The sequence below is a fragment of the Streptomyces cyaneus genome, assembly GCF_004028635.1.
GTDB classification, from domain to species: domain Bacteria; phylum Actinomycetota; class Actinomycetes; order Streptomycetales; family Streptomycetaceae; genus Streptomyces; species Streptomyces cyaneus.
This window is the reverse complement of record NZ_ML138678.1, coordinates 1,493,897-1,519,685: the sequence shown is the minus strand read 5'-3', so window position 1 is coordinate 1,519,685 and position 25,789 is coordinate 1,493,897. Positions and strand designations below refer to the sequence as shown.

20 protein-coding genes are annotated in these 25,789 nt (G+C 70.0%); 18 read left to right on the top strand and 2 right to left on the bottom strand.

Annotation, left to right across the window (positions count from 1 at the left end; all coding sequences use genetic code 11):
- The first annotated feature begins 45 nt into the window (after positions 1–45).
- Positions 46–1,419: a cytochrome P450 gene (locus EHO50_RS06790; protein ID WP_128428840.1), complete on the top strand. Its 1,374-nt coding sequence runs from the start codon at positions 46–48 to the stop codon at positions 1,417–1,419.
- A gap of 78 nt (positions 1,420–1,497) precedes the next feature.
- Here the strand turns inward: EHO50_RS06790 and EHO50_RS06785 are convergent, their stop codons facing one another.
- The gene (locus tag EHO50_RS06785) at positions 1,498–2,817 is read right to left on the bottom strand and encodes an MFS transporter (protein WP_128428839.1); all 1,320 of its coding nucleotides are present in this window, start codon (positions 2,815–2,817) and stop codon (positions 1,498–1,500) included.
- A gap of 83 nt (positions 2,818–2,900) precedes the next feature.
- Between EHO50_RS06785 and EHO50_RS06780 the strand changes: the two genes are divergently transcribed.
- The 13 genes from EHO50_RS06780 to EHO50_RS06720 all read left to right on the top strand — a co-directional run bounded on the left by EHO50_RS06780 (position 2,901) and on the right by EHO50_RS06720 (position 20,755).
- Positions 2,901–3,872 (top strand): LysR family transcriptional regulator, encoded by a 972-nt coding sequence (locus EHO50_RS06780; RefSeq protein WP_128428838.1) that lies wholly within the window; start codon positions 2,901–2,903, stop codon positions 3,870–3,872.
- A gap of 282 nt (positions 3,873–4,154) precedes the next feature.
- The gene (locus tag EHO50_RS06775) at positions 4,155–5,264 is read left to right on the top strand and encodes a hypothetical protein (protein ID WP_128428837.1); all 1,110 of its coding nucleotides are present in this window, start codon (positions 4,155–4,157) and stop codon (positions 5,262–5,264) included.
- A complete protein-coding gene (locus tag EHO50_RS06770) occupies positions 5,264–7,468 on the top strand; it encodes a bifunctional polysaccharide deacetylase/glycosyltransferase family 2 protein (RefSeq protein ID WP_128428836.1) in 2,205 nt (734 codons plus the stop codon). Before EHO50_RS06775 ends, EHO50_RS06770 begins: the two co-directional genes overlap by 1 nt.
- Positions 7,465–8,790, top strand: coding sequence for an acyltransferase family protein (locus tag EHO50_RS06765; protein WP_128428835.1), 1,326 nt, complete (start codon positions 7,465–7,467; stop codon positions 8,788–8,790). Before EHO50_RS06770 ends, EHO50_RS06765 begins: the two co-directional genes overlap by 4 nt.
- Positions 8,791–9,124: 334 nt before the next feature.
- Positions 9,125–10,099, top strand: coding sequence for a hypothetical protein (locus EHO50_RS06760; protein WP_128428834.1), 975 nt, complete (start codon positions 9,125–9,127; stop codon positions 10,097–10,099).
- A gap of 201 nt (positions 10,100–10,300) precedes the next feature.
- Positions 10,301–11,683 carry a nitrate/nitrite transporter gene (locus EHO50_RS06755; protein WP_128428833.1) on the top strand — a complete coding sequence of 461 codons (1,383 nt, stop codon included), beginning with the start codon at positions 10,301–10,303 and terminating at the stop codon, positions 11,681–11,683.
- 164 nt (positions 11,684–11,847) lie between these two features.
- Positions 11,848–12,999 (top strand): uroporphyrinogen-III synthase, encoded by a 1,152-nt coding sequence (locus EHO50_RS06750; RefSeq protein WP_128428832.1) that lies wholly within the window; start codon positions 11,848–11,850, stop codon positions 12,997–12,999.
- Positions 13,000–13,676: 677 nt separating this feature from the next.
- Complete coding sequence (locus EHO50_RS06745) at positions 13,677–14,273, top strand: CGNR zinc finger domain-containing protein (RefSeq protein WP_128428831.1); 597 nt, start codon at positions 13,677–13,679, stop codon at positions 14,271–14,273.
- Positions 14,274–14,592: 319 nt separating this feature from the next.
- Entirely contained in the window at positions 14,593–15,114 is a 522-nt protein-coding gene (locus EHO50_RS06740) for a sigma-70 family RNA polymerase sigma factor (RefSeq protein WP_010039908.1), read from the top strand.
- Positions 15,114–15,947 carry an anti-sigma factor family protein gene (locus tag EHO50_RS06735; protein ID WP_128428830.1) on the top strand — a complete coding sequence of 278 codons (834 nt, stop codon included), beginning with the start codon at positions 15,114–15,116 and terminating at the stop codon, positions 15,945–15,947. Before EHO50_RS06740 ends, EHO50_RS06735 begins: the two co-directional genes overlap by 1 nt.
- A gap of 69 nt (positions 15,948–16,016) precedes the next feature.
- The gene (locus EHO50_RS06730) at positions 16,017–18,329 is read left to right on the top strand and encodes a HelD family protein (RefSeq protein WP_128428829.1); all 2,313 of its coding nucleotides are present in this window, start codon (positions 16,017–16,019) and stop codon (positions 18,327–18,329) included.
- A gap of 313 nt (positions 18,330–18,642) precedes the next feature.
- The gene (locus EHO50_RS06725; protein WP_128428828.1) at positions 18,643–20,067 is read left to right on the top strand and encodes an NAD-dependent malic enzyme; all 1,425 of its coding nucleotides are present in this window, start codon (positions 18,643–18,645) and stop codon (positions 20,065–20,067) included.
- Positions 20,068–20,473: 406 nt separating this feature from the next.
- The gene (locus tag EHO50_RS06720) at positions 20,474–20,755 is read left to right on the top strand and encodes an HU family DNA-binding protein (RefSeq protein WP_007382399.1); all 282 of its coding nucleotides are present in this window, start codon (positions 20,474–20,476) and stop codon (positions 20,753–20,755) included.
- A 164-nt stretch (positions 20,756–20,919) separates the two neighbouring features.
- Here the strand turns inward: EHO50_RS06720 and murA are convergent, their stop codons facing one another.
- The gene (gene murA, locus EHO50_RS06715) at positions 20,920–22,260 is read right to left on the bottom strand and encodes a UDP-N-acetylglucosamine 1-carboxyvinyltransferase (RefSeq protein ID WP_128428827.1); all 1,341 of its coding nucleotides are present in this window, start codon (positions 22,258–22,260) and stop codon (positions 20,920–20,922) included.
- 253 nt (positions 22,261–22,513) lie between these two features.
- On the opposite strand from murA, the gene EHO50_RS06710 reads away from it, so the two are divergent.
- From EHO50_RS06710 to EHO50_RS06695, 4 genes are all read left to right on the top strand, one after another.
- Positions 22,514–23,086 (top strand): YqgE/AlgH family protein, encoded by a 573-nt coding sequence (locus EHO50_RS06710; RefSeq protein ID WP_030054423.1) that lies wholly within the window; start codon positions 22,514–22,516, stop codon positions 23,084–23,086.
- Positions 23,087–23,116: 30 nt separating this feature from the next.
- Positions 23,117–23,416: a DUF3039 domain-containing protein gene (locus EHO50_RS06705; RefSeq protein ID WP_128428826.1), complete on the top strand. Its 300-nt coding sequence runs from the start codon at positions 23,117–23,119 to the stop codon at positions 23,414–23,416.
- Between the two features lie 187 nt (positions 23,417–23,603).
- Positions 23,604–24,896 (top strand): extracellular solute-binding protein, encoded by a 1,293-nt coding sequence (locus EHO50_RS06700; protein ID WP_128428825.1) that lies wholly within the window; start codon positions 23,604–23,606, stop codon positions 24,894–24,896.
- On the top strand, positions 24,893–25,789 hold the full coding sequence (locus EHO50_RS06695; RefSeq protein WP_128428824.1) for a carbohydrate ABC transporter permease: 897 nt from the start codon (positions 24,893–24,895) through the stop codon (positions 25,787–25,789). The genes EHO50_RS06700 and EHO50_RS06695 overlap by 4 nt, the downstream gene beginning before the upstream one ends.

Genomic DNA, 25,789 nt, shown 5'->3' with positions numbered 1-25,789 from the left:
GTGGGCTGAGGGTGCGTCAATGGCTTGGGCGGGAATGGGGGAGCCATGACGATGACGACGACGGCCGCTCGGGCGCCGATCGTGACGGGGAGTCCGTTACTCGGCTCGATGAGTGACCTGCTGAACGATCCCCTCGCCGCCTACCTGCGGGCGCGCCGCGACCACGGCGACGTGGTGCGTTTCCGGGCCGGGCCGCCGGGGCTGCGGTCGGACATCTACGCGGTGTTCTCGGCCGAGGGCGCACAGCAGGTGCTCGCCACGCAGGCCACCAACTTCCGCAAGGACAACGTCTTCTACGAGGAACTGCGACAGTCGGTCGGCAACGGGCTGCTGACCAGCCAGGACGACGCCTACCTGCGGCAGCGGCGGCTGGTGCAGCCGCTGTTCACCCGGCGCCGGGTGAATGGCTATGCCCATCAGGTCGCCGATGAGGCGGCGGCCTTGGCGGACGCGTGGCGCTCGGCGCCGAGCGGGACCGTCGAACTGGTCGGTGAGATGCGCCGGTTCGCACTGCATGTCGTCGGCCGCATCCTGTTCGGGACCGATGTGAAGCAGGCGTTCGAGGTGGTCGAGCGCACCCTGCCCCCGCTCCAGGAGTACTCCCTCAAGCGGGGCTTCTCCCCGCTCAAGGCGCCGCGCACCTGGCCCACCCCCGCCAACCGCCGCGCCGGACGCCTCCAGGCGGAGCTGCGCGCCCTGTGCGACGGGATCATCGACAGCCGTCGGGGCCGGGAGGATCGGAACGATCTGGTCACCCTCCTCGTGCATGCCGAGAACGCCGAGGACGGCAGCCTGGATGCCGACGAGCTCCGCGAGCAGGTGCTGATCTTCCTGCTGGCCGGCCACGAGACGACCGCCACCGCACTCGCCTTCGGCCTGCACCTGCTCGCCCGGCACCCGGAGGAGCAGCGGCGGGTGCGGGAGGAGGTGGACCGGGTGCTCGGCGGTCCCGCGGGGCGGGCGCCCACCGCCGAGGACATGGAAGCGCTGCCGTATCTGACGATGGTGCTGAAGGAGGCCATGCGGCTGTATCCCTCCGCACCCGTCATCGGCCGCCGCTCGGTCGCCGACGCGGAGGTGGACGGCGTACGGATACCGGCCGGCGCCGACATCCTGGTCAGCCCCTGGGTCACCCAGCGACACCCCGACTACTGGCCGGACCCGGAGCGCTTCGACCCCTCCCGCTTCACGCCGGAGGCGGAGGCGGGGCGCCCGCGCTATGCCTGGTTCCCGTTCGGTGGCGGGCCGCGTGCCTGCATCGGGCAGCACCTGTCGATGCTGGAGTCGGTGCTCGGGCTGGCGGTGCTGCTGCGGGAGTTCGAGTTCGAGGACGCGGAGGTGGGGGAGGTGCCGCTCGGGGCGGGGATCACGCTGATGGCGAAGGGGCCGGCGACGGCGCGGGTCGCTGCGCGGGGCTGAGCGGGTGGGGGGTGCCGCGATGGGTTGGTGTTTGTCTGCGGCGCCGTTGTGGCTGGTCGCGCAGTTCCCCGCGCCCCTTCAGGGCATTGCTGCGAGCGCGATGACCAGTGCGGCGGCAGCAGCCGTGACGGGCACTCCGTACCCCGCCGTCGGGGAGAGGTGCTCCACCATCCACCCCCCGACCGCGCTGCCGCAGGCGATCCCTCCGAGCAGGGCCGTCACCGCCAGGGTCATGCCCTCGTTGAGGCGGCCGTCCGGGGTGCGTTGCTGGACCAGGGACATGTTGGTGATCATGGTCGGGGCCGTGGCCATGCCGGCGATCAGCAGGGCGGCGGACAGCAGGAGGAGCGAGCCGGTGAGGGATGCGGCGAGCAGGGGCAGGGTCAGCAGCGTGGTCATCGCGGCTATGCACCAGGGGTAGCGGTACTCGGGGGGACCGGAGAGCCTGAGGCGGCCGAACCACAGGCCCGCCGCACAGGACCCCGCCGCCTGGAGCGCGAGTACCGCGCCCGCTGCCGTGCGGTGGCCCTGCGCGTCCGCGAAGGCGAGGGTGACGACCTCCGTCGAGCCGAACACCGCGCCCATGGCGAGGCAGACGGTCAGCAGCGAGGGCATGCCGGGGGCGCGGAGCGGCGACTTCACGTTCGTGTCGTTGGCGTCGGCCGTACATCCCCGCGGCGGCGGCTCCGTCGAGCGCTGGGCCGCGAAGGCCAGCACGCCCGTCACCAGGAGCACCACCCCGACCAGCGTCCCCGCCTCCGGGAAGAACGTCCCACACAGGAAGGCCGCGAGGACCGGGCCCAGCATGAAGCACAGCTCGTCGGCGGCCTGTTCGAAGGAGTTCGCGGTGTGCAGGGACTCGGCGTCTCCCTTCAGCAGATGGGCCCAGCGGGCGCGGGACATGCCGCCGGTGTTGGGGGTGGACGCGGTGGCGGCGTAGGCGGCGAAGAGGGTCCAGGTCGGGGCGTCGTAGCGCACGCACAGCAACAGCGCGAGGCTGCCCAGCGCCGCGAAAAGCGTGGCGGGTACGGCGACCCGGGCCTGGCCGTACCGGTCGACGAGCCGCGCGGTCCAGGGGGCGACCAGCGCGGTCGCCGCGAGGCCGGTCGCGGTGACGGCGCCGGCGAGGGCGTACGAACCTCGGGAGCCGGCGATCATCACGACCGCGCTCACGCTGAACATGCCCATGGGCAGGCGGGCGATCAGGTTCCCGATGGTGAAGGCGCGGGCGCCGCGGTGGGCGAAGAGCCGGCGGTACGGGCCGGGCGGGCGGCGCCCCTCGCTCCTCGTCCGCGGTCCGAAGTCGACGGCGACGAGGGTGTCGCCGGTGACGGTGAGCAGGGGAGACATCGAGGTTCTCGTCGCTTCTGGGGCTTGTCCGTAAGGCGGTTGCGGCATGGATCCACCGTCACCCGAAGTGGATCAAGAGGTCCAACACCTGCTCCGCGCGGATTCACGCACCTGCGTTGTAAGTTCGCCGCATGCCCACTCCCGCTCACCTCGACCCCCGCCTCCTGAGCGCCTTCCTCACCGTGGCCGAGGAGCTGCACTTCACGCGTGCCGCGGCCCGCCTGTACGTCGCCCAGCAGGCGCTCAGCCGGGATGTACGGCGGCTGGAGCGGGAGTTGGGTGCCGAGCTGTTCGTGCGGACGACACGGCAGGTCACGCTGACGGCCGACGGTGAGCGGCTGGTGCCGTACGCGCGTCGCGCCCTCCAGGCCCAGGAGGACCTGCTGGCCGCCTTCGGCCAGGCCCGCCCCCTGCTGGTGGACCTCAACTCCGCGGGCCTGGGCACCCCGCGCCGCGTCCTGCACCGGGCCCGTGAGCTCGCCCCCGAGTACGAGCTGATGGCCCGCTACGAGAGCGGCCTGACGGGCGCGGCCGGCGAGATGGTCGCGGGGCGGCTGGACGCGTCCTTCGGCCGGTTCGCGGGGCTGGACCCGGCGCTGCGGGCGGGCCTCGACCACCAGCCGGTGCGCTACGAGCCGATGGCGATCCTGCTGCCCGAGACCCATCCGCTGGCGGCACTTCAGGCGGTGCCGCTCGCCGCGCTCGAGGGCGGGACCGTCTACGCCGGGGCCGGAAACCCCCGTACGCCGGAGTGGACCGACCTCGCGCACCGGCTGTTCGACGGGAGGGGGATCGAGGTGGCTCCGCCCGCCCCGCTCGCCGTCGGTGACGAGGAGTTCCAGCGGATCATGGCCAAGATGAGGACCCCCGTTCTCGCCGTCATCGACTTTCCGGCCATGCCCGGGGCCGTGCTGCGGCCCTTGATCGATCCCGTGCCCCTGTCACCCGTGTCACTGGTGTGGCGAAAGGGCCTGGTGCACCCTGCATTGGACGCCCTTCGACGCGCTGCGGCCCAGCTCACAGCCGAGGAAGGCTGGCTGGTGAAGCCGGCCCAGGGATGGATTCCGGCCATCGATTTGGCCACTGGGAGCGTTCACAATTGACACGCGGCAACCACGAAACCTCCGCGTGCGCTACATTCATGGCCTGAGCACAGTGTGATAAAGGGGGGCGCTCGGCCGGGTGGGGGCTCGGCAGGCGACGGGTGCTCAGTGTCGTGCGCGCACCCAGAACGGTCCCGTGGGGGGATGTGCGTGCGCGTGAAGAAGTGGCGAGAAGACGCCCAACCGGAGTGGCCCGACGTGTCATCGGGGTCCGGGGGCGGTTCCTCCCCGGCAGGTTCCAGGGGTCACACCCAGGCCTTCCCGGCGACCGGGGAGACCGAGGTGCCCGGTCAGGGCCATCGCTCCCGATCCGAAGCAAGGGAGACGGAGATACTCCACGGTGGCGGGCGTGCCTCTTCGGACGCCGACAAGACGGAGATCCTGCGCGGCGGGCCGAGGGCTGACGCATCCGACGCCGACGAGACCACGGTGCTTCCCGCGGTCGGGAGGACGGCGGACGTACGCCCCACCGCCGGGCGGTCGGACGGCTGGTCGGCCTTCGACCGACCGTCGGCCCCGAGAGGCGAGGCGTACCCGACGCCCGGCGAGACGCGCACCGCTCCCGCGGTCCACGACGCGTACCCGGCACCGGGTGAGACGCGCACCGCGCCGGCGGTCCGTGACCCGTGGAGCGAGCCGGAGGAGCCCGCGCGGCCCGGCGCCACCCACGATCCGCACGAGGTCACCGTCCAGCTCGACGGCATAGGCCTGCAGCTCGACGGCATGCTGCGCGCGGCCAAGGACGCCCCGGGCGGCGGCGAGGGCTCCGACGGGCCCGTGTTCGTCGACGAGTCGGGCCGCCGCAGCCGCCGTTTCCGCCGTATCGGCATGGCCGTGGGCCTCGCCTGCGCGATCTACGCCGTGGTCATCGTCGCCACGCTGCTGTCCGGCAACTCCGACGCGCCCTGGCTGCCCGTGGAGCGCCCCAAGGAGCAGCCGGCCGGCCAGGTCGACACCCCGCCGCTGCCCGCGGAGTCGGCACCGCAGCCCTCCGGCACCGGCAGCGTCTCCCCGGGCACCTCCCCGACGGCCACCGCCGACACGAGCGTGTCCCCCGACGCCGACGCCACCGCGCCCGGCACGTCGGCCGGCGCCGAGGAGCCCGGCGTGTCCGCCGAGCCGAAGCCGACCGCCACCAAGGCCACCACGAACCCGGGCACCAATCCCACCCCCGACCCCGGACCGACCACCGAGCCCACCATCCCCGGCCCCGACCCGACCCCGACGGACGGCGGCGGCCCCACCGAGGAGCCGACCGACACCCCGACCACCGACGAACCCGCGAGCGGCACTGTCGCGAACGGCCCCAGCGACCCCACGCCCATCGCACAGGAGCCGGACACGAGCGTCTCCGCCTCCGCACTCGCCCCGTCCCCGGAGTACACCCTCTGATGGCATCCCGCACCCGCCGTCACGGGCCCGCGAAGGGAGCCCCCGACGGCTCCCGGCGCCGCCGCGTGCCCATGCGCCTGCTGCTTCCCTCACTCGTTCTCGTCGCGCTGATGGCGATGCTGATGCTGCGGGGGTACGTCCACAACGAGATCCTGGCCGACCACCGCGTCCAGCCCGCCGCCGCCTCCGACAAGGTCCCGGAGCAGATCCTCGAGGGCGGCCCGGTCATCGACACCCGCAGCGGTCGCACCGAGTCCCTGACCCTCCAGGACCACCGCCTGGTCCTCACCTTCGACGACGGCCCGGACCCGACCTGGACCCCCAAGGTCCTGGACGTGCTCAAGAAGCACCACGCGCACGCCGTCTTCTTCGTCACCGGCACCATGACCTCGCGCCACCCTGACCTGGTCCGGCGCATGGTCGAGGAGGGCCACGAGGTCGGCCTGCACACCTTCAACCACCCCGACCTCTCCTTCCAGAGCAAGAAGCGCATCGACTGGGAGCTGTCCCAGAACCAGCTGGCGATCAGCGGCGCGGCCGGTATCCGTACGTCCCTCTTCCGCCCGCCGTACTCCTCCTTCGCCGACGCCATGGACAACAAGTCCTGGCCCGTGACGGAGTACATCGGCAGGCGCGGTTACATCACCGTCGTCAACAACACCGACAGCGAGGACTGGCAGAAGCCGGGCGTCGACGAGATCATCCGCCGTGCCACCCCCAAGGGCGGCAAGGGCGCGATCGTCCTGATGCACGACTCCGGCGGCGACCGGCACCAGACGGTCGAGGCGCTGGACAGGTTCCTGCCGGACATGAAGGCCGAGGGCTACGAGTTCGACAACCTCACCGAGGCCCTCGACGCGCCCAGCGCCCACACCCAGGTCACCGGCCTCGACCAGTGGAAGGGCAAGGCCTGGGTCTTCCTGGTCCAGGCCTCGGACAACATCACCGGCGTCCTGGTGGTCGGCCTGGCGGTGATCGGCTTCCTGGTCATCAGCCGCTTCGTGCTGATGCTGCTGCTGTCGGGCATCCACGCCCGCCGGGTGCGCCGCCGCGGCTTCCGCTGGGGCCCGCCGGTCACCGAACCGGTGTCGGTGCTGGTCCCGGCGTACAACGAGGCCAAGTGCATCGAGAACACCGTCCGTTCCCTGATGGCGAGCGAGCACCCCATCGAGGTGATCGTCGTCGACGACGGTTCGAGCGACGGCACGGCACGGATCGTCGAGGCGATGCGCCTGCCCAACGTCCGCGTCGTCCGCCAGCTCAACGCCGGCAAGCCCGCGGCGCTCAACCGCGGCCTGGCGAACGCCCGTTACGACCTGATCGTGATGATGGACGGCGACACGGTCTTCGAACCGTCCACGGTCCGCGAGCTGGTCCAGCCGTTCGGTGACCCGCGCGTGGGCGCGGTGGCCGGCAACGCGAAGGTGGGCAACCGGGATTCCCTGATCGGCGCCTGGCAGCACATCGAGTACGTGATGGGCTTCAACCTCGACCGCCGTATGTACGACATCCTGCGCTGCATGCCGACGATCCCGGGCGCGGTCGGGGCTTTCCGGAGGTCCGCTCTCGAACGGGTCGGCGGCATGAGCGACGACACGCTCGCCGAGGACACCGACATCACGATGGCGATGCACCGCGACGGCTGGCGCGTGGTGTACGCCGAGAAGGCCCGGGCCTGGACCGAGGCCCCGGAGACCGTCCAGCAGCTGTGGTCGCAGCGCTACCGCTGGTCGTACGGCACGATGCAGGCGATCTGGAAGCACCGCAAGGCGCTCGTGGAACGGGGCCCGTCGGGCCGCTTCGGCAGGGTCGGCCTGCCGCTGGTGTCCCTCTTCATGGTGCTCGCCCCCCTGCTGGCCCCGCTGATCGACGTGTTCCTCCTCTACGGCCTGATCTTCGGCCCGACACAGAAGACGATCGGCGCGTGGCTCGGCGTCCTGGCCATCCAGCTGGTCTGCGCGGCGTACGCCTTCCGCCTGGACAAGGAACGCATGACCCACCTGATCTCCCTCCCCCTCCAGCAGATCCTCTACCGCCAGCTCATGTACGTCGTCCTGCTCCAGTCCTGGATCACGGCCCTCACCGGCGGCCGCCTGCGCTGGCAGAAGCTGCGCCGCACGGGCGTCGTCGAGGCACCCGGGGGACCGGTGCCGCGGCAGCGGGCGGCAGGTACGCGTGACGGTGATCGGAGGCCGGTGGGATGACGCAGGGATATCAGCCGACGGGGACGGGCGGAGCTCCGGGCACGGAGGCCGGCCCCTCGGAGTCGGCATGGACGACGGCGCCGTACGCCGTCCCGCAGCAGCGCACGACCGAGCCGGTGCCGGTGCCGGAGTCGGCCCCGGTGCCCCCCACGGCCGCCGCACCCGCGCCCAAGAAGCAGGCCAAGCCGGGCCGGGACCGCTACCTGGACCTGCTCCGCTCGATAGCCCTGGTCCGCGTGGTCGTCTACCACCTCTTCGGCTGGGCGTGGCTGACGGTGCTGTTCCCGTCCATGGGCGTGATGTTCGCGCTGGCCGGCTCGCTGATGGCTCGCTCGCTGAACCGCCCGGCGTGGGGTGTGATCAGGGGCCGTATCCGCCGCTTGCTGCCCCCTCTCTGGGCGTTCAGCGCGGTGGTGCTGGCGCTGATGTTCGCGGGCGGCTGGAACCCGACGAAGGACCCGGACCACGGCGGTTCCTGGGTCCTGGTCGACCTGATCAACTACGTCATCCCGATCGGCGCACCGCCGTTCCCGTGGCACATCGGCTCCAAGTCGGGGCTGCTGGAGGACACGTGGGCGGTGCAGGCGGCGGGGCCGCTGTGGTACCTGCGGGCGTACCTGTGGTTCGTGGTGGCCTCACCCCTCCTCCTGTGGGCCTTCCGCAGGGCCCCCTGGCCGACGCTGCTCGCCCCGCTGGGACTGACGGCGATCGTGGGCACGGGACTGGTCTCCATCCCCGGCGAAACGGGCAACGCGGTCACGGACTTCGCCGTCTACGGCAGCTGCTGGGTCCTGGGCTTCGCCCACCACGAGGGCTTCCTGGCGAAGATCCCGCGCTATGTGGCCGTCTCCTGCTCGGTCCTGCTGATGGCCTTCGGCCTGTGGTGGGCCTCGGGCCATCTGGGCCCCGACGGCTGGGACCTGAACGACATCCCGCTGGCCCAGGCCACCTGGTCCTTCGGCTTCGTGGTCATCCTGCTCCAGTACTCCCCGTCGTGGCAGGAACTGCCGGGCAAGCTATCGAAGTGGGACAAGCTGGTCACCCTCTCCAACAACCGAGCGGTCACGATCTACCTCTGGCACAACCTCCTGATCATGGCCACGGTCCCGATCCTCGACCGGCTGTACGAGCTTCCGTTCATGGAGAGCGAGCGAGCGACGGCAGCGCTCGACTCGACGTACATGATCTGGATGTTCTTCCTGGTGTGGCCGTTGATCGGGTTGATGATCGTGGCGGTGGGCTGGGTCGAGGACCTTGCGGCGAAGCGGGGGCCGCGGTTGTGGCCGGACGGGGCTGGGAAGAAGCGCTCTCACGCCAGGTAGGGCACGCGGGTTCTGGCCGACATCGATCTCAGGGACGCTGTTTCCTCGGCGGCGATGGATGAAGGTGGACTCGCCCATTCCCGCCGCGACTTCGCCGCAGCAGAGCCCCTGGCACGCCGCTCCGTCATCATCCGGAGGCCTGATCCCCTTCCGTTTGCCCTCGGCGATCGGCTCCGGCCCCTGGAGGCAGCCAAGATCCGGTAAGAACCTGTGAACCCCGCCGACCGAGGTTCCGTCCTGTCAGACCCCCATGGAACACTGACCGGGTTGCGCAAGTGAACGGGGTGACCCGAGGGGCCGGTTGGTCCGGGTGGTCGGTGGGGAGCAGGTGCTGATGAGCAAGCGGCAAGTGCAGAAGATGCTGCAGTTGATGGCGGGCGGAGGGCCCGTCGAGCTCACCAGCCCCATGGCCTCCGTGAAGAAGCTCGCCACGCTGGCCTTCATCGCCCAGCAGTTCGGGTACGAGTACGTGGACGTACGGCAGAGCGCCGGGCGGAACAACGCGCTCGTGATGATGATCGCGCCCGACCCCAGCCCCCAGGCCCGCGCTCGCGCCGGGCAGAACTGGGCGCAGTATCCGAACGCCGGCGACGGGGTGTCCGTACCGCCCCTCGTGCCGGACGCCTTCGAGCTTCTCAAGGCCCGTATCAACTTCGACCTCACCGGCAAGAACGCCGAGAAGCGGATGGGGTACGCGGCCATCGGCCTCACCATCGGCGCCGGGATCCTCGGAGTGCGGCTGGGCGCGGATGCCGGCGCCTGGCTGGCAGCATTCCTCACCTGGGCGTTCTTCATGGCCATCGTCGGCATCGGCTTCGCCGTCAACCGCAAGCGCAACGCCAAGTTCGCGGCCCGGCTCCAGGCCGCCGGGTTCACGCCGATCACCGACGAGGGCGGTCGGGTGCGGTATCTGCCGCCGGGTGCGCAGATGACGGGGCAGTACGCGGGACAGATGCCAGGGCAGATGGCTGGCCAAGGGAACCCCTTCGCCGCCGGGCCCTACGGCCAGCAGGCCCCTGGCCCCTACCCGGGGCAGCCCGCCGCCCCGGCCCCGGGCGCGTACCCTCCCCAGCCCGCCGCCCCGGGCCCGTACGGCAATCAGCCGGCCCCAGGCCCTTACGGCGCTCCCCAGACCCAGACCCCGGGCCCGTACGCCACGCCGCAGCAGCCGCAGCCCCAGCCGCCCTACGGCCAGCCCCAGCAGCCGTACGGCCAGCCGCAGCCCCAGCAGCCGTACGGCCAGCCTCAGCCTCACCCCCAGCAGCCGTATCCCCAGCAGAACCCGCACTGGCAGCCCCCGCAGCGCTGACGCCCGCGGCCCCTGTATCTCGTCCCTATATCTCGCCCTTATATAGGGACGACTGCCACAACCTCTCATCCGCCCTTCCCGCCGGGTGAGAGCAAAGTTCCCTTCCGGTCACCCGGTGCCACAGCGCGGAAACGAGCCCTCCCTACCTTCGGGACCAGCCACTCGAAGTGCGACCGAGCCCCGAAGTACCGTGGAGGCGTCATGACAGCCCCTAGCACAGCCCCCGCCTCGAGCAGGGGAGGCCGCTGGATCGATCACTGGGACCCCGAGGACGAGACGTTCTGGGACGAGACCGGAGAGAAGGTCGCCAAGCGCAACCTCTTCTTCTCGGTCCTCTCCGAGCACATCGGCTTCTCGATCTGGACCCTGTGGTCCGTGATGGTCCTCTTCATGGGGCCGGAGTACGGGCTCACCCCTGCCGACAAGTTCACGATCGTCTCGATGGCCACGCTGGTCGGTGCCATCGTCCGCGTGCCCTACACCTTCGCCGTCGCCATCTTCGGCGGCCGGATGTGGACGGTGATCTCGGCGAGCATGCTGCTCCTGCCGACCGTCGCCGCATTCGCCGTGATGGAGCCGGGAACCTCCTTCACCACCTTCCTGCTCTGCGCGATGCTGGCCGGTGTCGGTGGCGGAAACTTCGCTTCCAGCATGACCAACATCAACGCCTTCTTCCCCCTGCGTAAGAAGGGGTGGGCGCTCGGTCTGAACGCCGGCGGCGGCAACATCGGTGTGCCCGTGGTGCAGCTCGTCGGTCTCGCGGTCATCGGTGCCAGCGCCGGCCCGCGCCTGCTGCTCGGGATCTACATCCCGTTCATCGTGATCGCCGCCGTCCTCGCGTGGCTCAAGATGGACAGCATCTCCTCGGTGAAGAACGACACCGGTGCCGCCAAGGACGCTGTGAAGGAGGCCCACACCTGGATCATGTCCTTCCTCTACATCGGCACCTTCGGCTCCTTCATCGGATACAGCTTCGCCTTCGGTCTCGTCCTGCAGACCCAGTTCGGCCGGACGCCGCTCCAGTCCGCCTACGTCACCTTCATCGGCCCGCTGCTCGGCTCCCTGATCCGCCCCGTGGGCGGCTGGCTCGCCGACCGGTACGGCGGTGCGAAGATCACGCTGTGGAACTACGTCGCCATGGCCGCCGCGACCGCGGTCATCATCGTGGCCTCGATGCAGAAGTCGCTGCCGCTGTTCACCACCGCGTTCATCGCCCTGTTCGTGCTGAGCGGGCTCGGCAACGGCTCGACGTTCAAGATGATCCCCGGCATCTTCCACAACAAGGCCCTCGCCAAGGGGCTCACCGGTGAGGACGCCGCCGCCTATGGCCGCCGGCTCTCCGGTGCCTCCATGGGCCTCATCGGCGCGGTGGGTGCGCTCGGCGGCCTCGGCATCAACCTCGCCTTCCGCCAGTCCTTCCTCACGGTGGGCTCCGGCACCGGCGCCTTCGTCGCCTTCCTCGCCTTCTACGGCGTCTGCTTCCTGGTCACCTGGGCCGTATACCTTCGCCGCCCGGCCGCCTCGGAGACGCACGCCACAGCGACCTCGGAGGCAAAGCCGCAGCTCAGCTACGCAGAGGTGTGACGTAACACTGCTGACATCAAGCCGAACCGAGCCTGTCACGCACCGTTGACAGGCTCGATCGGCATGCAGGTGTACCCACCAAGGGTGCGATCAGGAGCCGCTCCCGGTCACCCCCGGTGGACCACCTGGCGCAGGCACCACAACTCGAGTGCGGGACGAGAGTTATGTACGACGAACAGCAGCAATCCGACCATGGGCCCCTCGCGGGGTTCACCGTGGGCGTGACCGCCGCGCGCCGGGCCGACGAGCTCGGGGCGTTGCTCCAGCGGCGCGGCGCCGCCGTCCTGCACGCCCCTGCCCTGCGCATCGTGCCACTCGCCGACGACAGCGAGCTGCTCGCCGCCACCAAGGAGATCATCCAGCGGACGCCGGACGTCGTGGTCGCCACGACCGCGATCGGCTTCCGGGGCTGGATCGAGGCCGCCGACGGATGGGGGCTGGGCGAAGACCTGCTGGAACGGCTGCGCGGGGTCGAGATCCTCGCGCGCGGACCGAAGGTCAAGGGCGCGGTACGGGCCGCCGGGCTCACGGAGGACTGGTCGCCGTCCAGCGAGTCCATGGCCGAGGTACTGGACCGGCTGCTGGAGGAGGGCGTCGACGGGCGCCGGGTCGCCATCCAGCTGCACGGTGAGCCGCTGCCCGGATTCGTGGAGGCGTTGCGGGCCGCGGGAGCGGAGGTGCTCGGGGTCCCCGTCTACCGGTGGCTGCCGCCGGAGGACATCGGCCCGGTCGACCGTCTGCTGGACGCGACGGTCTCCCGCGGGCTGGACGCCCTCACCTTCACCAGCGCCCCGGCCGCGGCGTCCCTGCTGTCGCGGGCGGAGGAGCGCGGGCTGCTTCCGGAGCTGCTCGCCGCCCTCAATCATGACGTCCTTCCGGCCTGCGTCGGTCCGGTCACCGCGCTGCCGCTGCAGGCGCTCGGCGTCGACACGGTCCAGCCCGAACGGTTCCGGCTCGGTCCGCTGGTCCAGCTGCTGTGTCAGGAGCTGCCCGGTCGGGCTCGGTCGCTGCCGATTGCCGGGCACCACGTGGAGATTCGCGGGCACGCGGTTCTGGTCGACGGCGCACTGCGTCCCGTGCCGCCGGCGGGCATGTCGCTGCTGCGGGCTCTGTCTCGTCGGCCGGGGTGGGTGGTGCCGCGCGCGGAGCTGTTGCGGGCGTTGCCGGGGGCGGGGCGGGACGAGCATGCGGTGGAGACGGCGATGGCTCGGCTTCGTACGGCTCTGGGGGCGCCGAAGCTGATCCAGACTGTCGTCAAGCGGGGGTATCGGCTGGCGTTGGATCCGGCGGCGGACGCGAAGTACGCGGACGTGTAGCGGTGCCGGTGCCGGGGCGGGCCTTGGCTTTTCTCGCCCCCGCCGCCCCTACCCTTCCCGTCCTCCAGGGGCTGCCGCCCCTTCGACCCCGCCGTCCTGGGGGCCTGCGGCCCCCAGACCCCCGCTTCGGCCCTGAAGGGGCCTCGTCCTCAAACGCCGGACGGGCTGAAATACCTGGGCCGGCGCTGGGCAGTGACCGTCAGCGCCGGGAGGTAGAGCCCCCAGCGGGTGGGTGGGGGATCGGGATGGCCGCGCCCGTCCTCGAACGCCGAACGGGCTGAAATGCCTGGGCCGGCGTCGTGAGGTGAAGTGCCCTGGTGAAATCAGCCCCTCCGGCGTTTGAGGAGCGGGGGTCCAGGGGGCGGAGCCCCCTGGCGGGGTGGAAGGGGCGGAGCCCCTTCAAGGACGGGACGGGTAGGGGCGGCGGGGGCGGAAACCATGCCGGTGCGCCCGGTGAGCGTAGAGCGCCCGGCGTCCGGAACAAGGCCGTCACGCGCAGCTCCACGCGCGGTCGTCCAGGGCTGTGGGCGGTACGAGGGGTTCCGGCTCCGGCGGCGGGCAGGCACTGTTAGAGGGGACGCTTCTCCCCAGCCCTTCTCCCTGCTCTTCCCCCAGCCCTCTCACAGCACCTCACCGACCCCTGTTGACCGGGGTGACCCCTAGGCGGTGACAGGCACATGGCACTGGGTACGGTCACGGACGCGTACGAGCTGCGGTTCGACGCCGGGCGGATCTGTCTGGATCTCCTCGCGACCACGCACCCCGAGGAACGGTTCGACTCCGTCGAGGTGTTGTGCGCCTGGATCGTCGGGGCGGGGCTGGTTCCGCCGGGTACTCCGCTGGCCCACGCCGACGGCTCCTGGCTCGTGCAGTTCCGCGAACTGCGTGGACGTATCGGACAGTTGGTGCGCGGCGGACTCGCCCCCGAGCCCTGGCCGTCGTACGACATCGCGCTCGCCCGCGTGAACGACCTCGCCTGCACCGCGCCCCCGGCCCCCCGTGCCGTACGGAGTGAAGACGGCACCCTCGTGAGGGAGTTGGATCATCCGCCCGAGTGCGCCGCGCTGCTCGGTGCCGTCGCGCGGGACGCCGTGGAACTGCTCACCGATCCGGTCGCGCGGGCCGGGCTGAGGGAGTGCGAGGGCGACAACTGCCCGATCGTTTATGTCGATTCGTCCCGGGGGCGCAGGAGGCGCTGGTGTTCCAGTGAGGTCTGCGGGAATCGGGAAAGGGTCGCTCGGCATCGTCGTCGCGCGGCCCTCGCTCGCGCCTGACAGTCCGTTATGCGGCTTCTGTGGAACGGCTGTCGAAGTGATTTCGATTACATGCCGTTTACCTACGCCACCGTAGGGAAGCATCGAAACGATCTTGCCGATGTGGTGGAAATGTAAAGATCGCACGGTGGGAATGTGCTGCCATGTCCCGCTCGTCACGTCACTCCGCAGAAAACTGTCGCCTCACTTTGAACACTCAACGCGCCGCTTCCGTACGGGTGGTCGAGCGACCGACTGGGGGAACCCCCGGACATCGGAGGTGGGCGTGCGCAAGGATTCCGTCGTGGCCAATGAACGTGGATCGAGGGCCCGACATCGCATGTCCCAGCCCTCGGAACCTGATGAGGAGCTGATGCGTGCGCTGTACAGAGAGCACGCCGGACCCCTCCTTGCGTATGTCCTTCGACTGGTCGCCGGTGATCGGCAACGAGCAGAGGACGTCGTGCAGGAGACGCTCATCCGTGCCTGGAAGAACGCCGGACAGCTCAATCGAGCGACCGGATCGGTACGCCCCTGGCTGGTGACGGTCGCCCGGCGCATCGTCATCGACGGCCACCGCAGCCGGCAGGCCCGGCCGCAGGAGGTCGATCCGTCGCCGCTGGAGGTCATCCCCGCGGAGGACGAGATCGACAAGGCGCTGTGGCTGATGACGCTGTCGGACGCACTCGACGACCTGACCCCCGCCCACCGGGAGGTACTGGTCGAGACGTACTTCAAGGGGCGTACGGTCAACGAGGCGGCCGAGACGCTGGGCATACCCAGTGGCACCGTTCGTTCCAGGGTCTTCTATGCCCTGCGGTCGATGAAGCTGGCTCTGGAGGAGCGGGGGGTGACGGCGTGATGAGTGTTTACGGGGGAAACCAGGGATTCGGGATGGGCGGTTCGGGTATGTCTGGACCCATGCAGGGACATCCGGTTCCGAGCGAACACGAGACCGTCGGTGCCTATGCCCTCGGGATCCTCGACGACGCCGAGGCAACCGCTTTCGAAGCTCACCTCGCGACCTGCGAATGGTGCGCCCAGCAGCTGGACGAGCTCGCCGGAATGGAGCCGATGCTCGCCGCGCTCGCGGACCTGCCCGGTGCCGGTACGCCCGCGATCGGCGACTCCCTGTCGGCGAAGCCCAGCCCGCGTCTGGTGAACAAGCTCGTGGACGAGGTCGCCGAGCGTCGCGCCCAGAAGCGCCGGCGCAGCTTCTACATGGTCGCCGCGGCGGCCGCGCTGATCGTCGGCGGCCCGTTCGTGGCCGTGGCGACGAACGGCGGCGACGGCAGCGGCGGCGGCGACGGAAACCGGACCGTGGTGGCGGCCAACCCCGCCAAGGACCTGTTCACCAGCATCGAGAACAAGGTCTCGGGGAGCGACTCCACGACCGGTGCCAGTGCGACCGTCGCCATGTCGGAGAAGCTCTGGGGCACCGAGACGGCCCTCGAACTCAAGGGCGTCAAGGGCCCGCTCAAGTGTTCCATGATCTTCGTCAGCAAGGACGGCGAGCGCGAGACGGCCGCCTCCTGGTCCGTCCCCAAGTGGGGCTACGGCATCCCGGACGCCAAGACCGAGCAGGCCAGGAACCCGCTCTACGTCAGCGGCGGCGTCTCCATGGCACCGGACGATGTCGATCACGTCGAGATCATGGACTTCGACGGAAAGAAGATCGTCGAGGTCGACGTGTAGCCGCCGTAGCTTTTCCGGGTCCCTTTCGCGTACGGTTGACGGCTGCCCAGCACGTCAGAAGGGGGCCCGGTGGCCGCTCAGGCTCCACAGGAAACCGCGCTCGAAGACTCCTCGAGAGACCGAGAGATCGGCGTCGAACAGGAACACCTGGACCGGGTGTACCAGCGCCTCGAGGAGAAGATCCACGAGGCGGAGTTCCTCATGAACGACGCGGCCAAGCGTGGCCAGGTCGGCACACCCGGCGCGCTCGCCGAGCGGGACGCGCAGGTCTTCCGGGCCGGTGTCCACCTCAATCGGCTCAACAACGAGTTCGAGGACTTCCTCTTCGGCCGTATCGACCTGCTCCTCGGCAAGGACGGCAAGAAGGGACCCGACGGCGCGTACACCGCCGTCGAGCCCGCCGAGGGCGCGGTGCGGGACGACAACACCGCCGACATCGCCGAGACCCTGCACATCGGCCGCATCGGCGTGCTCGACCAGGACTACGCCCCGCTGGTCATCGACTGGCGGGCCCCGGCCGCGGCGCCCTTCTACCGCTCCACTCCGGTGGATCCGGGACGGGTCGTACGGCGCCGGGTCATCCGCTCCAAGGGGCGCCGGGTGCTGAGCGTCGAGGACGACCTCATGCGCCCCGAGCTCAAGGCCTTCCTCGACGGCAACGAGCTGCCGGTCATCGGCGACGGCGCCCTCATGGCCGCCCTCGGCCAGGCCCGCAGCCACACCATGCGGGACATCGTCGCGTCCATCCAGGCCGAGCAGGACCTGGTCATCCGCGCCCCCGCCGCCTCCGTGACCTACGTCGAGGGCGGTCCGGGGACGGGGAAGACGGCCGTGGCCCTGCACCGCGCCGCCTACCTGCTCTACCAGGACCGGCGCCGGTACGCGGGCGGCATCCTGATCGTCTCCCCGACCCCGCTGCTGGTGGCGTACACCGAGGGCGTGCTCCCGTCGCTCGGCGAGGAGGGCCAGGTCGCCATCCGTGCGATCGGCTCGCTCGTCGACGGCGCCGAGGCCAAGCTGTACGACTCCCCGTCCACGGCCCGCGCCAAGGGCTCGTACCGCATGCTCAAGGTGCTGCGGAAGGCCGCCCGCGGGGCCCTGGAGCTGAACGATTCGCCGACCCGGCTCAGGGTCGTCGCCTTCGGGCGCCGGCTCGAACTGGAGGCCGGGGAGCTGGAGCGGATCCGCCACAACGTCCTGGGCGGCACGGCCCCCGTGAACCTGCTGCGCCCGCGCGCCCGCAAGCTGCTGCTCGACGCCCTGTGGGCGCAGTCGGGCGGCGCCACCCGCCACTCCGACCCCGAGCTCGCCGCCGAGCTGCGCTCCTCCTTCGACGAGGACGTCACCTCGGAGGACAGCTTCATCGCCTTCCTCGACGCATGGTGGCCGGAGTTGACTCCGGCGGCCGTGCTGGCGGCGATGGCCGACGAGCGGCGGCTCGGTCGCTGGTCCCGCCGGATCCTCAACCCCGGCGAGGTCCGCAAGGTGGCCCGCTCGCTGAAGCGGGACGGCCACTCCGTGCACGACATCGCCATGCTGGACGAGCTCCAGGCGATCCTCGGCAGCCCGGCCCGCCCGAGGAAGAGGCGCGAGCTGGACCCGCTCGACCAGCTCACCGGCCTGGAAGAGCTGATGCCGGTCCGCGAGGAGTCGCAGCGCGAGCGCGCCGAGCGGCTTGCGCAGGAGCGCACCGAGTACGCCCACGTCATCGTCGACGAGGCCCAGGACGTCACGCCGATGCAGTGGCGGATGCTCGGCCGCCGTGGCCGGCACGCCACCTGGACGATCGTCGGCGACCCGGCCCAGTCCTCCTGGTCCGACGTCGACGAGGCGGCCCAGGCCCGCGACGAGGCACTCGGCTCCCGCCCGCGCCGCCGCTTCCAGCTCACCGTGAACTACCGCAACCCCGCCGAGATCGCCGAGCTGGCGGCGAAGGTACTGGCCCTGGCCATGCCCGGCTCGACCTCGCCGTCGGCGGTCCGCTCCACCGGCGTCGAGCCGCGTTTTGTGACAACGAACAAGGGACGCAGCACCGTCGTGGAGGACTCCCTCGCGCACACCGTCCGCGAGGAGGCCGCCCGGTTGCTCGACCGCGTCGACGGCACGGTCGGCGTCGTCGTCGCCATGCAGCGGCGCGAGGAGGCGGCCAAGTGGCTCGCCGGGCTCGGCGACCGGGTCGTGGCGCTCGGCAGCCTGGAGGCCAAGGGGCTGGAGTACGACGCGACGGTCGTCGTCTCACCGGCGGAGATCGCGGACGAGTCCCCGGCCGGACTGCGGGTGCTGTACGTCGCGCTGACCCGGGCGACCCAGCAGCTCACCGTGGTGTCGGGGGAGCGGGACGAGCCGGACGCGACCGGGGTGCCGGACCTGCTCAGAGATTGATCCGGAGGAACACCCGGTACGGGAATGGCCTTACGGGATCTGTTTGTTAGCCTGGGTGTGGCACCGGCTCGATCCAAGCCCCCGGGCCCAACCTTCGTCGCTACGAGCGACCACTTGCCGCGAGGCGAGCATGGCGGGTCGGTGTCATGAACGTTGAAGAGGCCCACGTCACGATGTGACGTGGGCCTCTTTTTATGAGAAGACGTGGCGAACAATACGTTCGCAATTCAAGCCCGGCTAACTCCTACTCAGCGGTAGGTGCGACGATCGGACGGCATCCAGCGTCACACGGTGAAAGCAGAGGAAGTCGGCCATGGCAACGGCGCCCAGCGTCTCCTACTCGATGACGGTCCGGCTGGAGGTGCCCGCGAGCGGAACCGCGGTCTCCCAGCTCACCGGAGCCGTCGAGTCCCACGGAGGCTCGGTGACCGGCCTCGACGTGACCGCCTCCGGCCACGAGAAGCTCCGCATCGACGTCACCATCGCCGCGACCTCCACGGCGCACGCCGACGAGATCGTCGAGCAGCTCCGCGGCATCGAGGGCGTCACGCTCGGCAAGGTCTCCGACCGTACGTTCCTCATGCACCTCGGCGGCAAGATCGAGATGCAGTCCAAGCACCCCATCCGCAACCGTGACGACCTCTCGATGATCTACACGCCGGGCGTCGCCCGCGTCTGCATGGCGATCGCCGAGAACCCCGAGGACGCGCGGCGTCTGACCATCAAGCGCAACTCCGTTGCGGTTGTGACGGACGGCTCGGCGGTGCTGGGCCTCGGCAACATCGGCCCCAAGGCCGCGCTGCCCGTCATGGAGGGCAAGGCGGCCCTCTTCAAGCGGTTCGCCGGTATCGACGCCTGGCCGATCTGCCTGGACACCCAGGACACCGACGCGATCGTCGAGATCGTCAAGGCGATCGCCCCCGGGTTCGCCGGCATCAACCTCGAGGACATCTCCGCCCCGCGCTGCTTCGAGATCGAGGCGCGGCTGCGCGAGGCCCTCGACATCCCCGTCTTCCACGACGACCAGCACGGCACGGCGATCGTCGTCCTGGCCGCCCTGACCAACGCACTTCGCGTTGCGGGCAAGGCAATTGAGAACATCCGCGTCGTCATGTCCGGCGCCGGCGCGGCCGGTACGGCCATCCTCAAACTGCTGATCGCCGCGGGCGTGAAGAACGCCGTCGTCGCCGACATCCACGGCGTCGTGCACGCCGGCCGCGAGGACCTGCGGGACGCCCCCGCCGACTCGCCGCTGCGCTGGATCGCCGACAACACCAACCCCGAGGGCCTGACCGGCACGCTGAAGGAGGCCGTGCGCGGCGCGGACGTCTTCATCGGCGTCTCGGCCCCGAACGTCCTGGACGGCGACGACGTGGCCGCCATGGCCGACGACGCGATCGTGTTCGCGCTCGCGAACCCGGACCCCGAGGTCGACCCGGCAATCGCCCGTCAGACGGCCGCAGTTGTGGCCACGGGCCGCTCCGACTTCCCGAACCAGATCAACAACGTGCTGGTCTTCCCGGGCGTCTTCCGCGGTCTGCTGGACGCTCAGTCCCGCACGGTCAACACCGAGATGATGCTCGCGGCCGCGAAGGCGCTGGCGGATGTGGTGACCGAGGACGAGCTGAACCCGAACTACATCATCCCGAGCGTCTTCAACGACAAGGTCGCGGGAGCGGTGGCCGGCGCGGTGCGGGAAGCGGCGAAGTCCGTCAGCGCCGTGTCGTCGGTCGAGTAGGCACCCGCGTCACGATCGGCATCGGAGCGGGCGTCGCCGGGGGCTGCCGCCCCCGGACCCCGCTGCGGCCCGAAAGTGTGTGGCGGCTGTGAGGATCGCCACGGCAAGCCCTTGTAACGGCGCGTCGTGGAACCAAGGGCCTCCAGCCGCCGTTTATCGTGACGCGAATGCTCAGGCCCTCTCTTCGTGTGACTCCCAAGGGTGTTCTCACGACTCCTCCGGGTGCCGGATTGGCTTTCCCGCCGCAGGTAGGGGCAGGATGCGTCACTGGGCGCGCGAGGGTCTGACGACGGACCCGGGTCCGGGGACTGTCCGAGGACCCTGGCAGCATCGGCTTAGCTGTGCCCAATATGCGGCTCCGCCGCGTGGCACGCCTCAACAGCAAGAAGAACACGGGAGTAACAACATGAACCGCAGTGAGCTGGTGGCCGCGCTGGCCGACCGCGCCGAGGTGACCCGCAAGGACGCCGACGCCGTGCTGGCCGCGTTCGCCGAGACCGTCGGCGAGATTGTCGCCAAGGGCGACGAGAAGGTCACCATCCCTGGCTTCCTGACCTTCGAGCGCACCCACCGTGCCGCTCGCACCGCGCGCAACCCGCAGACCGGCGACCCGATCCAGATCCCGGCCGGCTACAGCGTCAAGGTCTCCGCGGGCTCCAAGCTCAAGGAAGCGGCCAAGGGTAAGTAAGGGCGCCTCAACGCCGCTGCAGCCTGGCGCCGTGGGCGGCTGCGGGCTGGTTGTGGCTGGTCGCGCAGTTCCCCGCGCCCCTTAGGGGGTTGCACTCAACGCCGATGGGGCGGTCACCCAGTACTGGGTGACCGCCCCATCGGCTTACGTCGGTCCTCTGGCCGTTAGCCGAGCGCCTTGCCCGGCAACTCCACCTTCGCGCCCAGCTCGACGAGCTTCTCCATGAAGTTCTCGTAGCCGCGGTTGATCAGGTCGATGCCGTGGACCCGGGACGTGCCCTGGGCCGCCAGGGCCGCGATGAGGTACGAGAAGCCGCCGCGAAGGTCGGGGATGACCAGGTCGGCGCCCTGGAGCTTGGTGGGGCCGGAGACGACCGCGGAGTGCAGGAAGTTGCGCTGGCCGAAGCGGCAGTCGGAGCCGCCCAGGCACTCGCGGTAGAGCTGGATGTGGGCGCCCATCTGGTTCAGGGCGGAGGTGAAGCCGAGGCGGGACTCGTAGACCGTCTCGTGGATGATCGACAGGCCTGTCGCCTGCGTGAGGGCGACCACCAGCGGCTGCTGCCAGTCCGTCTGGAAGCCGGGGTGCACGTCCGTTTCGAGGGCGATGGACTTCAACTGGCCGCCGGGGTGCCAGAAACGGATGCCCTCGTCGTCGATCTCGAAGGCACCGCCCACCTTCCGGTAGGTGTTGAGGAACGTCATCATCGAGCGCTGCTGGGCGCCACGGACGTAGATGTTGCCCTCGGTCGCGAGCGCCGCGGACGCCCACGAGGCGGCCTCCAGGCGGTCGGGGAGCGCCTTGTGGTTGTAGCCGCCGAGCGAGTCCACACCGGTGATGCGGATCGTGCGGTCGGTGTCCACGCCGATGATGGCGCCCATCTTCTGCAGGACGCAGATGAGGTCCTCGATCTCCGGCTCCACGGCCGCGTTCGAGAGCTCGGTGACGCCTTCGGCGAGGACGGCCGTCAGCAGCACCTGCTCGGTCGCGCCGACGGACGGGTAAGGCAGCCGGATCTTCGTGCCGCGCAGCCGCTGCGGAGCCTCCAGGTACTGCCCGTCCGCCCGCTTCTCGATCCGCGCGCCGAACTGCCGCAGCACCTCGAAGTGGAAGTCGATGGGCCGGCCGCCGATGTCGCAGCCGCCGAGACCGGGGATGAAGGCGTGCCCGAGGCGGTGCAGCAGAGGGCCGCAGAAGAGGATCGGGATACGGCTCGAACCCGCGTGGGCATCGATGTCAGCGACGTTCGCGCTCTCCACGTGGGACGGGTCCATCACCAGCTCGCCCGGTTCCTCACCCGGGCGGACCGTCACCCCGTGCAGCTGCAGCAGACCGCGTACGACGCGCACGTCACGGATGTCCGGCACGTTGCGCAGTCGACTTGGCTCGCCGCCCAGCAGAGCGGCGACCATGGCCTTCGGTACGAGGTTCTTCGCACCGCGGACACGGATCTCGCCCTCCAGCGGGGTTCCGCCGTGGACAAGCAGGACATCGTCGTTGACGGTCATGTATCTCGCGTTCCGATGAGTTGGGCAGGGGCCAGGAGGGAAAGGGTAATCGCCGCCGACCCCCCTTCAGTAAGCCCAAGGAGGGCTCAGGATCGTCATAGCTGTGTCACAACACGAACCGTTCACCGGCGGGCACAAGCGGTCACCATCGCGGCCGTGCGCCCGGGGGCGCTCCTTTCCGCCCTGAGCTGCATTCACTCCCGAACCGGGATTGCCTCCCCACGCGAAGGGAAGATGCGGGATCATGTCTGGCATGACCGAGGTGTCCTCGCTCACAGGGCGGCTGCTCGTGGCAACGCCCGCCCTGGCGGACCCGAACTTCGACCGCGCGGTGGTGCTCCTTCTCGACCACGACGAGGAGGGCTCCCTCGGTGTCGTCCTCAACCGTCCGACCCCCGTGGACGTGGGCGACATCCTGGAGGGCTGGGCGGACCTCGCCGGCGAACCCGGCGTCGTCTTCCAGGGTGGCCCGGTGTCCCTCGACTCGGCCCTCGGCGTCGCCGTCATCCCCGGCGACGCGAACGGCGAGAGCGCCCCGCTGGGCTGGCGCCGGGTGCACGGCGCGATCGGGCTCGTGGACCTGGAGGCCCCGCCGGAGCTGCTCGCCTCGGCCGTCGGCAGTCTGCGGATCTTCGCCGGATACGCCGGCTGGGGCCCCGGCCAGCTGGAGGACGAGCTGGTGGAGGGCGCCTGGTACGTCGTCGAGTCCGAGCCCGGAGACGTCTCCTCGCCGTCGCCGGAAAGGCTCTGGCGCGAGGTCCTGCGTCGACAGCGCAACGAGCTCGCGATGGTGGCCACGTACCCGGACGACCCATCGCTCAACTGACGCCTGTGGGCTTCAGTACTCTTGGTTGTTATGAGCACTCTTGAGCCTGAGACCCAGCCGCAGCGCGGGACTGGTACGGGGACCCTCGTAGAGCCGACGCCACAGGTGTCCCACGGCGACGGCGACCATGAGCGCTTCGCCCACTATGTCCAGAAGGACAAGATCATGGCGAGCGCCCTCGACGGCACCCCCGTCGTGGCGCTCTGCGGCAAGGTCTGGGTGCCCGGCCGCGACCCGAAGAAGTACCCGGTGTGTCCCATGTGCAAGGAGATCTACGAGTCCATGGGCGCCGGTGGCGACGACAAGGGCAAGGGCGGCGACAAGAAGTAACCCTCCCTCCGGCCTGAGGCTTGCAAGGCCCCCGGGGCGCGTTTCGGCGCACCCCGGGGGCCTTTGCGTGTCACGAAGTGGTTGAGACCTCTTGTGGCCATGTTCATGTAGTCCCTAGGCTCCGATGCGTTGTGCAGAGCGAAACCGTCATTGCATATGTTGCAACGTACGCTCGGAGGACCGCTCCATGAAGCTCGCCCCCAGACTCGCCGTACTGCTCACCGCCCTGGCCGTCACCGCCTGCGCCCCCCAGACCTCCACCAACTCCTCCTCCGACAAGGACGAGAAGACCGGCACGCTGCGTGTCTGGCTCTTCCAGGAAGTCGGCAACAAGCCGAAGGAGAAGGTCGTCGACTCCGTCGTCACCGCCTTCGAGAAGGCCCACGACGGCACCGAGGTCGACGTCGAGTACATCCCGATCGAGACCCGCGCCCAGCGCGTCAAGGCCGCCTTCAACGACCCGGACTCCGCCCCCGACGTGATGGAGTACGGCAACACGGACACCGCCGGCTATGTGAAGGACGGCGGACTCCTCGACGTCACCAAGGAGTTCGGCGACTGGAGCGAGGCCAAGGACACCGACCCCACGGCCAAGCAGTCCGTCACCGTGGACGGCAAGATCTACGGCGCGCCCTTCTACGTCGGCGTCCGCGCCCTGTACTACCGCACGGACGTCTTCGAGGAACTCGGCCTCGAAGTCCCGAAGACCATGACCGAGTTGGCGACGACGGCCCGTAAGATCCGCGCCGCGAAGCCCGAGCTGTACGGGCTTGTGGTGGGCGGGGCGTACACGTACGGCGCGATGCCGTTCGTGTGGGCCAACGGCGGTGAGATCGCGGCCGGCAAGGGCGGCTCGTACGCCTCGGCGATCGACAGCGCGGCCGCCCAGAAGGGCATCAAGGCCTACACCTCCCTCTTCACCGACGACAACTGTCCCGCCGCCAAGTGCGCGGGCATGGGTGGCAACGACACCGTCACCGCGTTCGCGGCCGGCAAGGCGGGCATGGCGATCGGCGGCGACTTCAGCCACACCGCCGTGGAGGCCGGGAAGGTGAAGGGCAAGTACGCGGTGGTGCCGCTGCCGGGGGTGGCGGCGGGCTCCATCGCTCCCGCGTTCGCCGGGGGCAACAACATCGGCGTACTGAAGAGCACGTCGCACCGCACGCTGGCGGTCGAGCTGATGGAGCAGCTGGCCTCGAAGAAGACGCAGGCCTCGATGTTCGGGGCGATGGGGTTCCTGCCGACGTTCTCCGACGTGAGGCAGCAGGTGGCGGCGCAGGAGCCGTACGTCAAGCCTTTCGCGGAGACCCTCGCCGCGGGTACGAAGTTCGTTCCCGCGTCGCCTGCGTGGTCCGAGATCGACTCCTCGCTCGTTCTGCCGACGATGTTCCAAGAGGTCATCAGCGGCAAGAAGGACGTGGCGGGGGCTTCTGAGGACGCCGCCAAGAAGATGGACGAGGCGTTTGGCTCCGCCGGATGAACAGTTCCCCGCGCCCCATGGGGCGTTGGAGCACACCTTGGCTCTACCTCGCCCCCGCTCTCGTCGTCCTCGCCGGCCTGCTCGTCTACCCCGTCTACCAGCTCGGGCTGATCTCGTTCTTCCAGTACACCCAGGCACAGGTCAGCGGTGGGGAACCCACCACCTTCCAGGGCTTCGGGAACTATGCGGAGCTCTTCGGCGACGAGCAGTTCTGGCAGGTGCTGCTGGCGACGGTCGTCTTCGCGGCGGCCTGCGTCGTCTCGACGCTCGCCGTCGGCTGTGCGCTCGCCGTGCTGCTCACGCGCGTGCGTGCCGTGCCGCGGCTCGCGCTGATGCTGGCCGCGATGGGGGCGTGGGCGACGCCCGCCATCACCGGCTCGACGGTGTGGCTGTTCCTGTTCGACCCGGACTTCGGGCCGGTGAACCGCGTCCTGGGGCTCGGCGACCACTCGTGGACGTACGGGCGCTTCAGTGCCTTCTTCCTCGTCCTGCTCGAAGTGGTCTGGTGCTCCTTTCCGTTCGTGATGGTGACGGTGTACGCCGGTATCCGTGCCGTACCGGCGGAGGTGCTGGAGGCCGCCGCGCTGGACGGTGCCTCGCAGTGGCGGATCTGGCGGTCGGTGCTGGCGCCGATGCTGCGGCCGATCCTCGTGGTCGTCACCATCCAGTCGGTCATCTGGGACTTCAAGGTCTTCACGCAGATCTACGTCATGACGAACGGCGGCGGCATCGCGGGCCAGAACCTCGTGCTGAACGTGTACGCCTACCAAAAGGCCTTCGCGTCCTCGCAGTACAGCCTGGGCTCGGCGATCGGCGTGGTGATGCTGCTGATCCTGCTGGCGGTCACGCTGGTGTATCTGCGGTTGCTGCGCAGGCAGGGGGAGGAGCTGTGA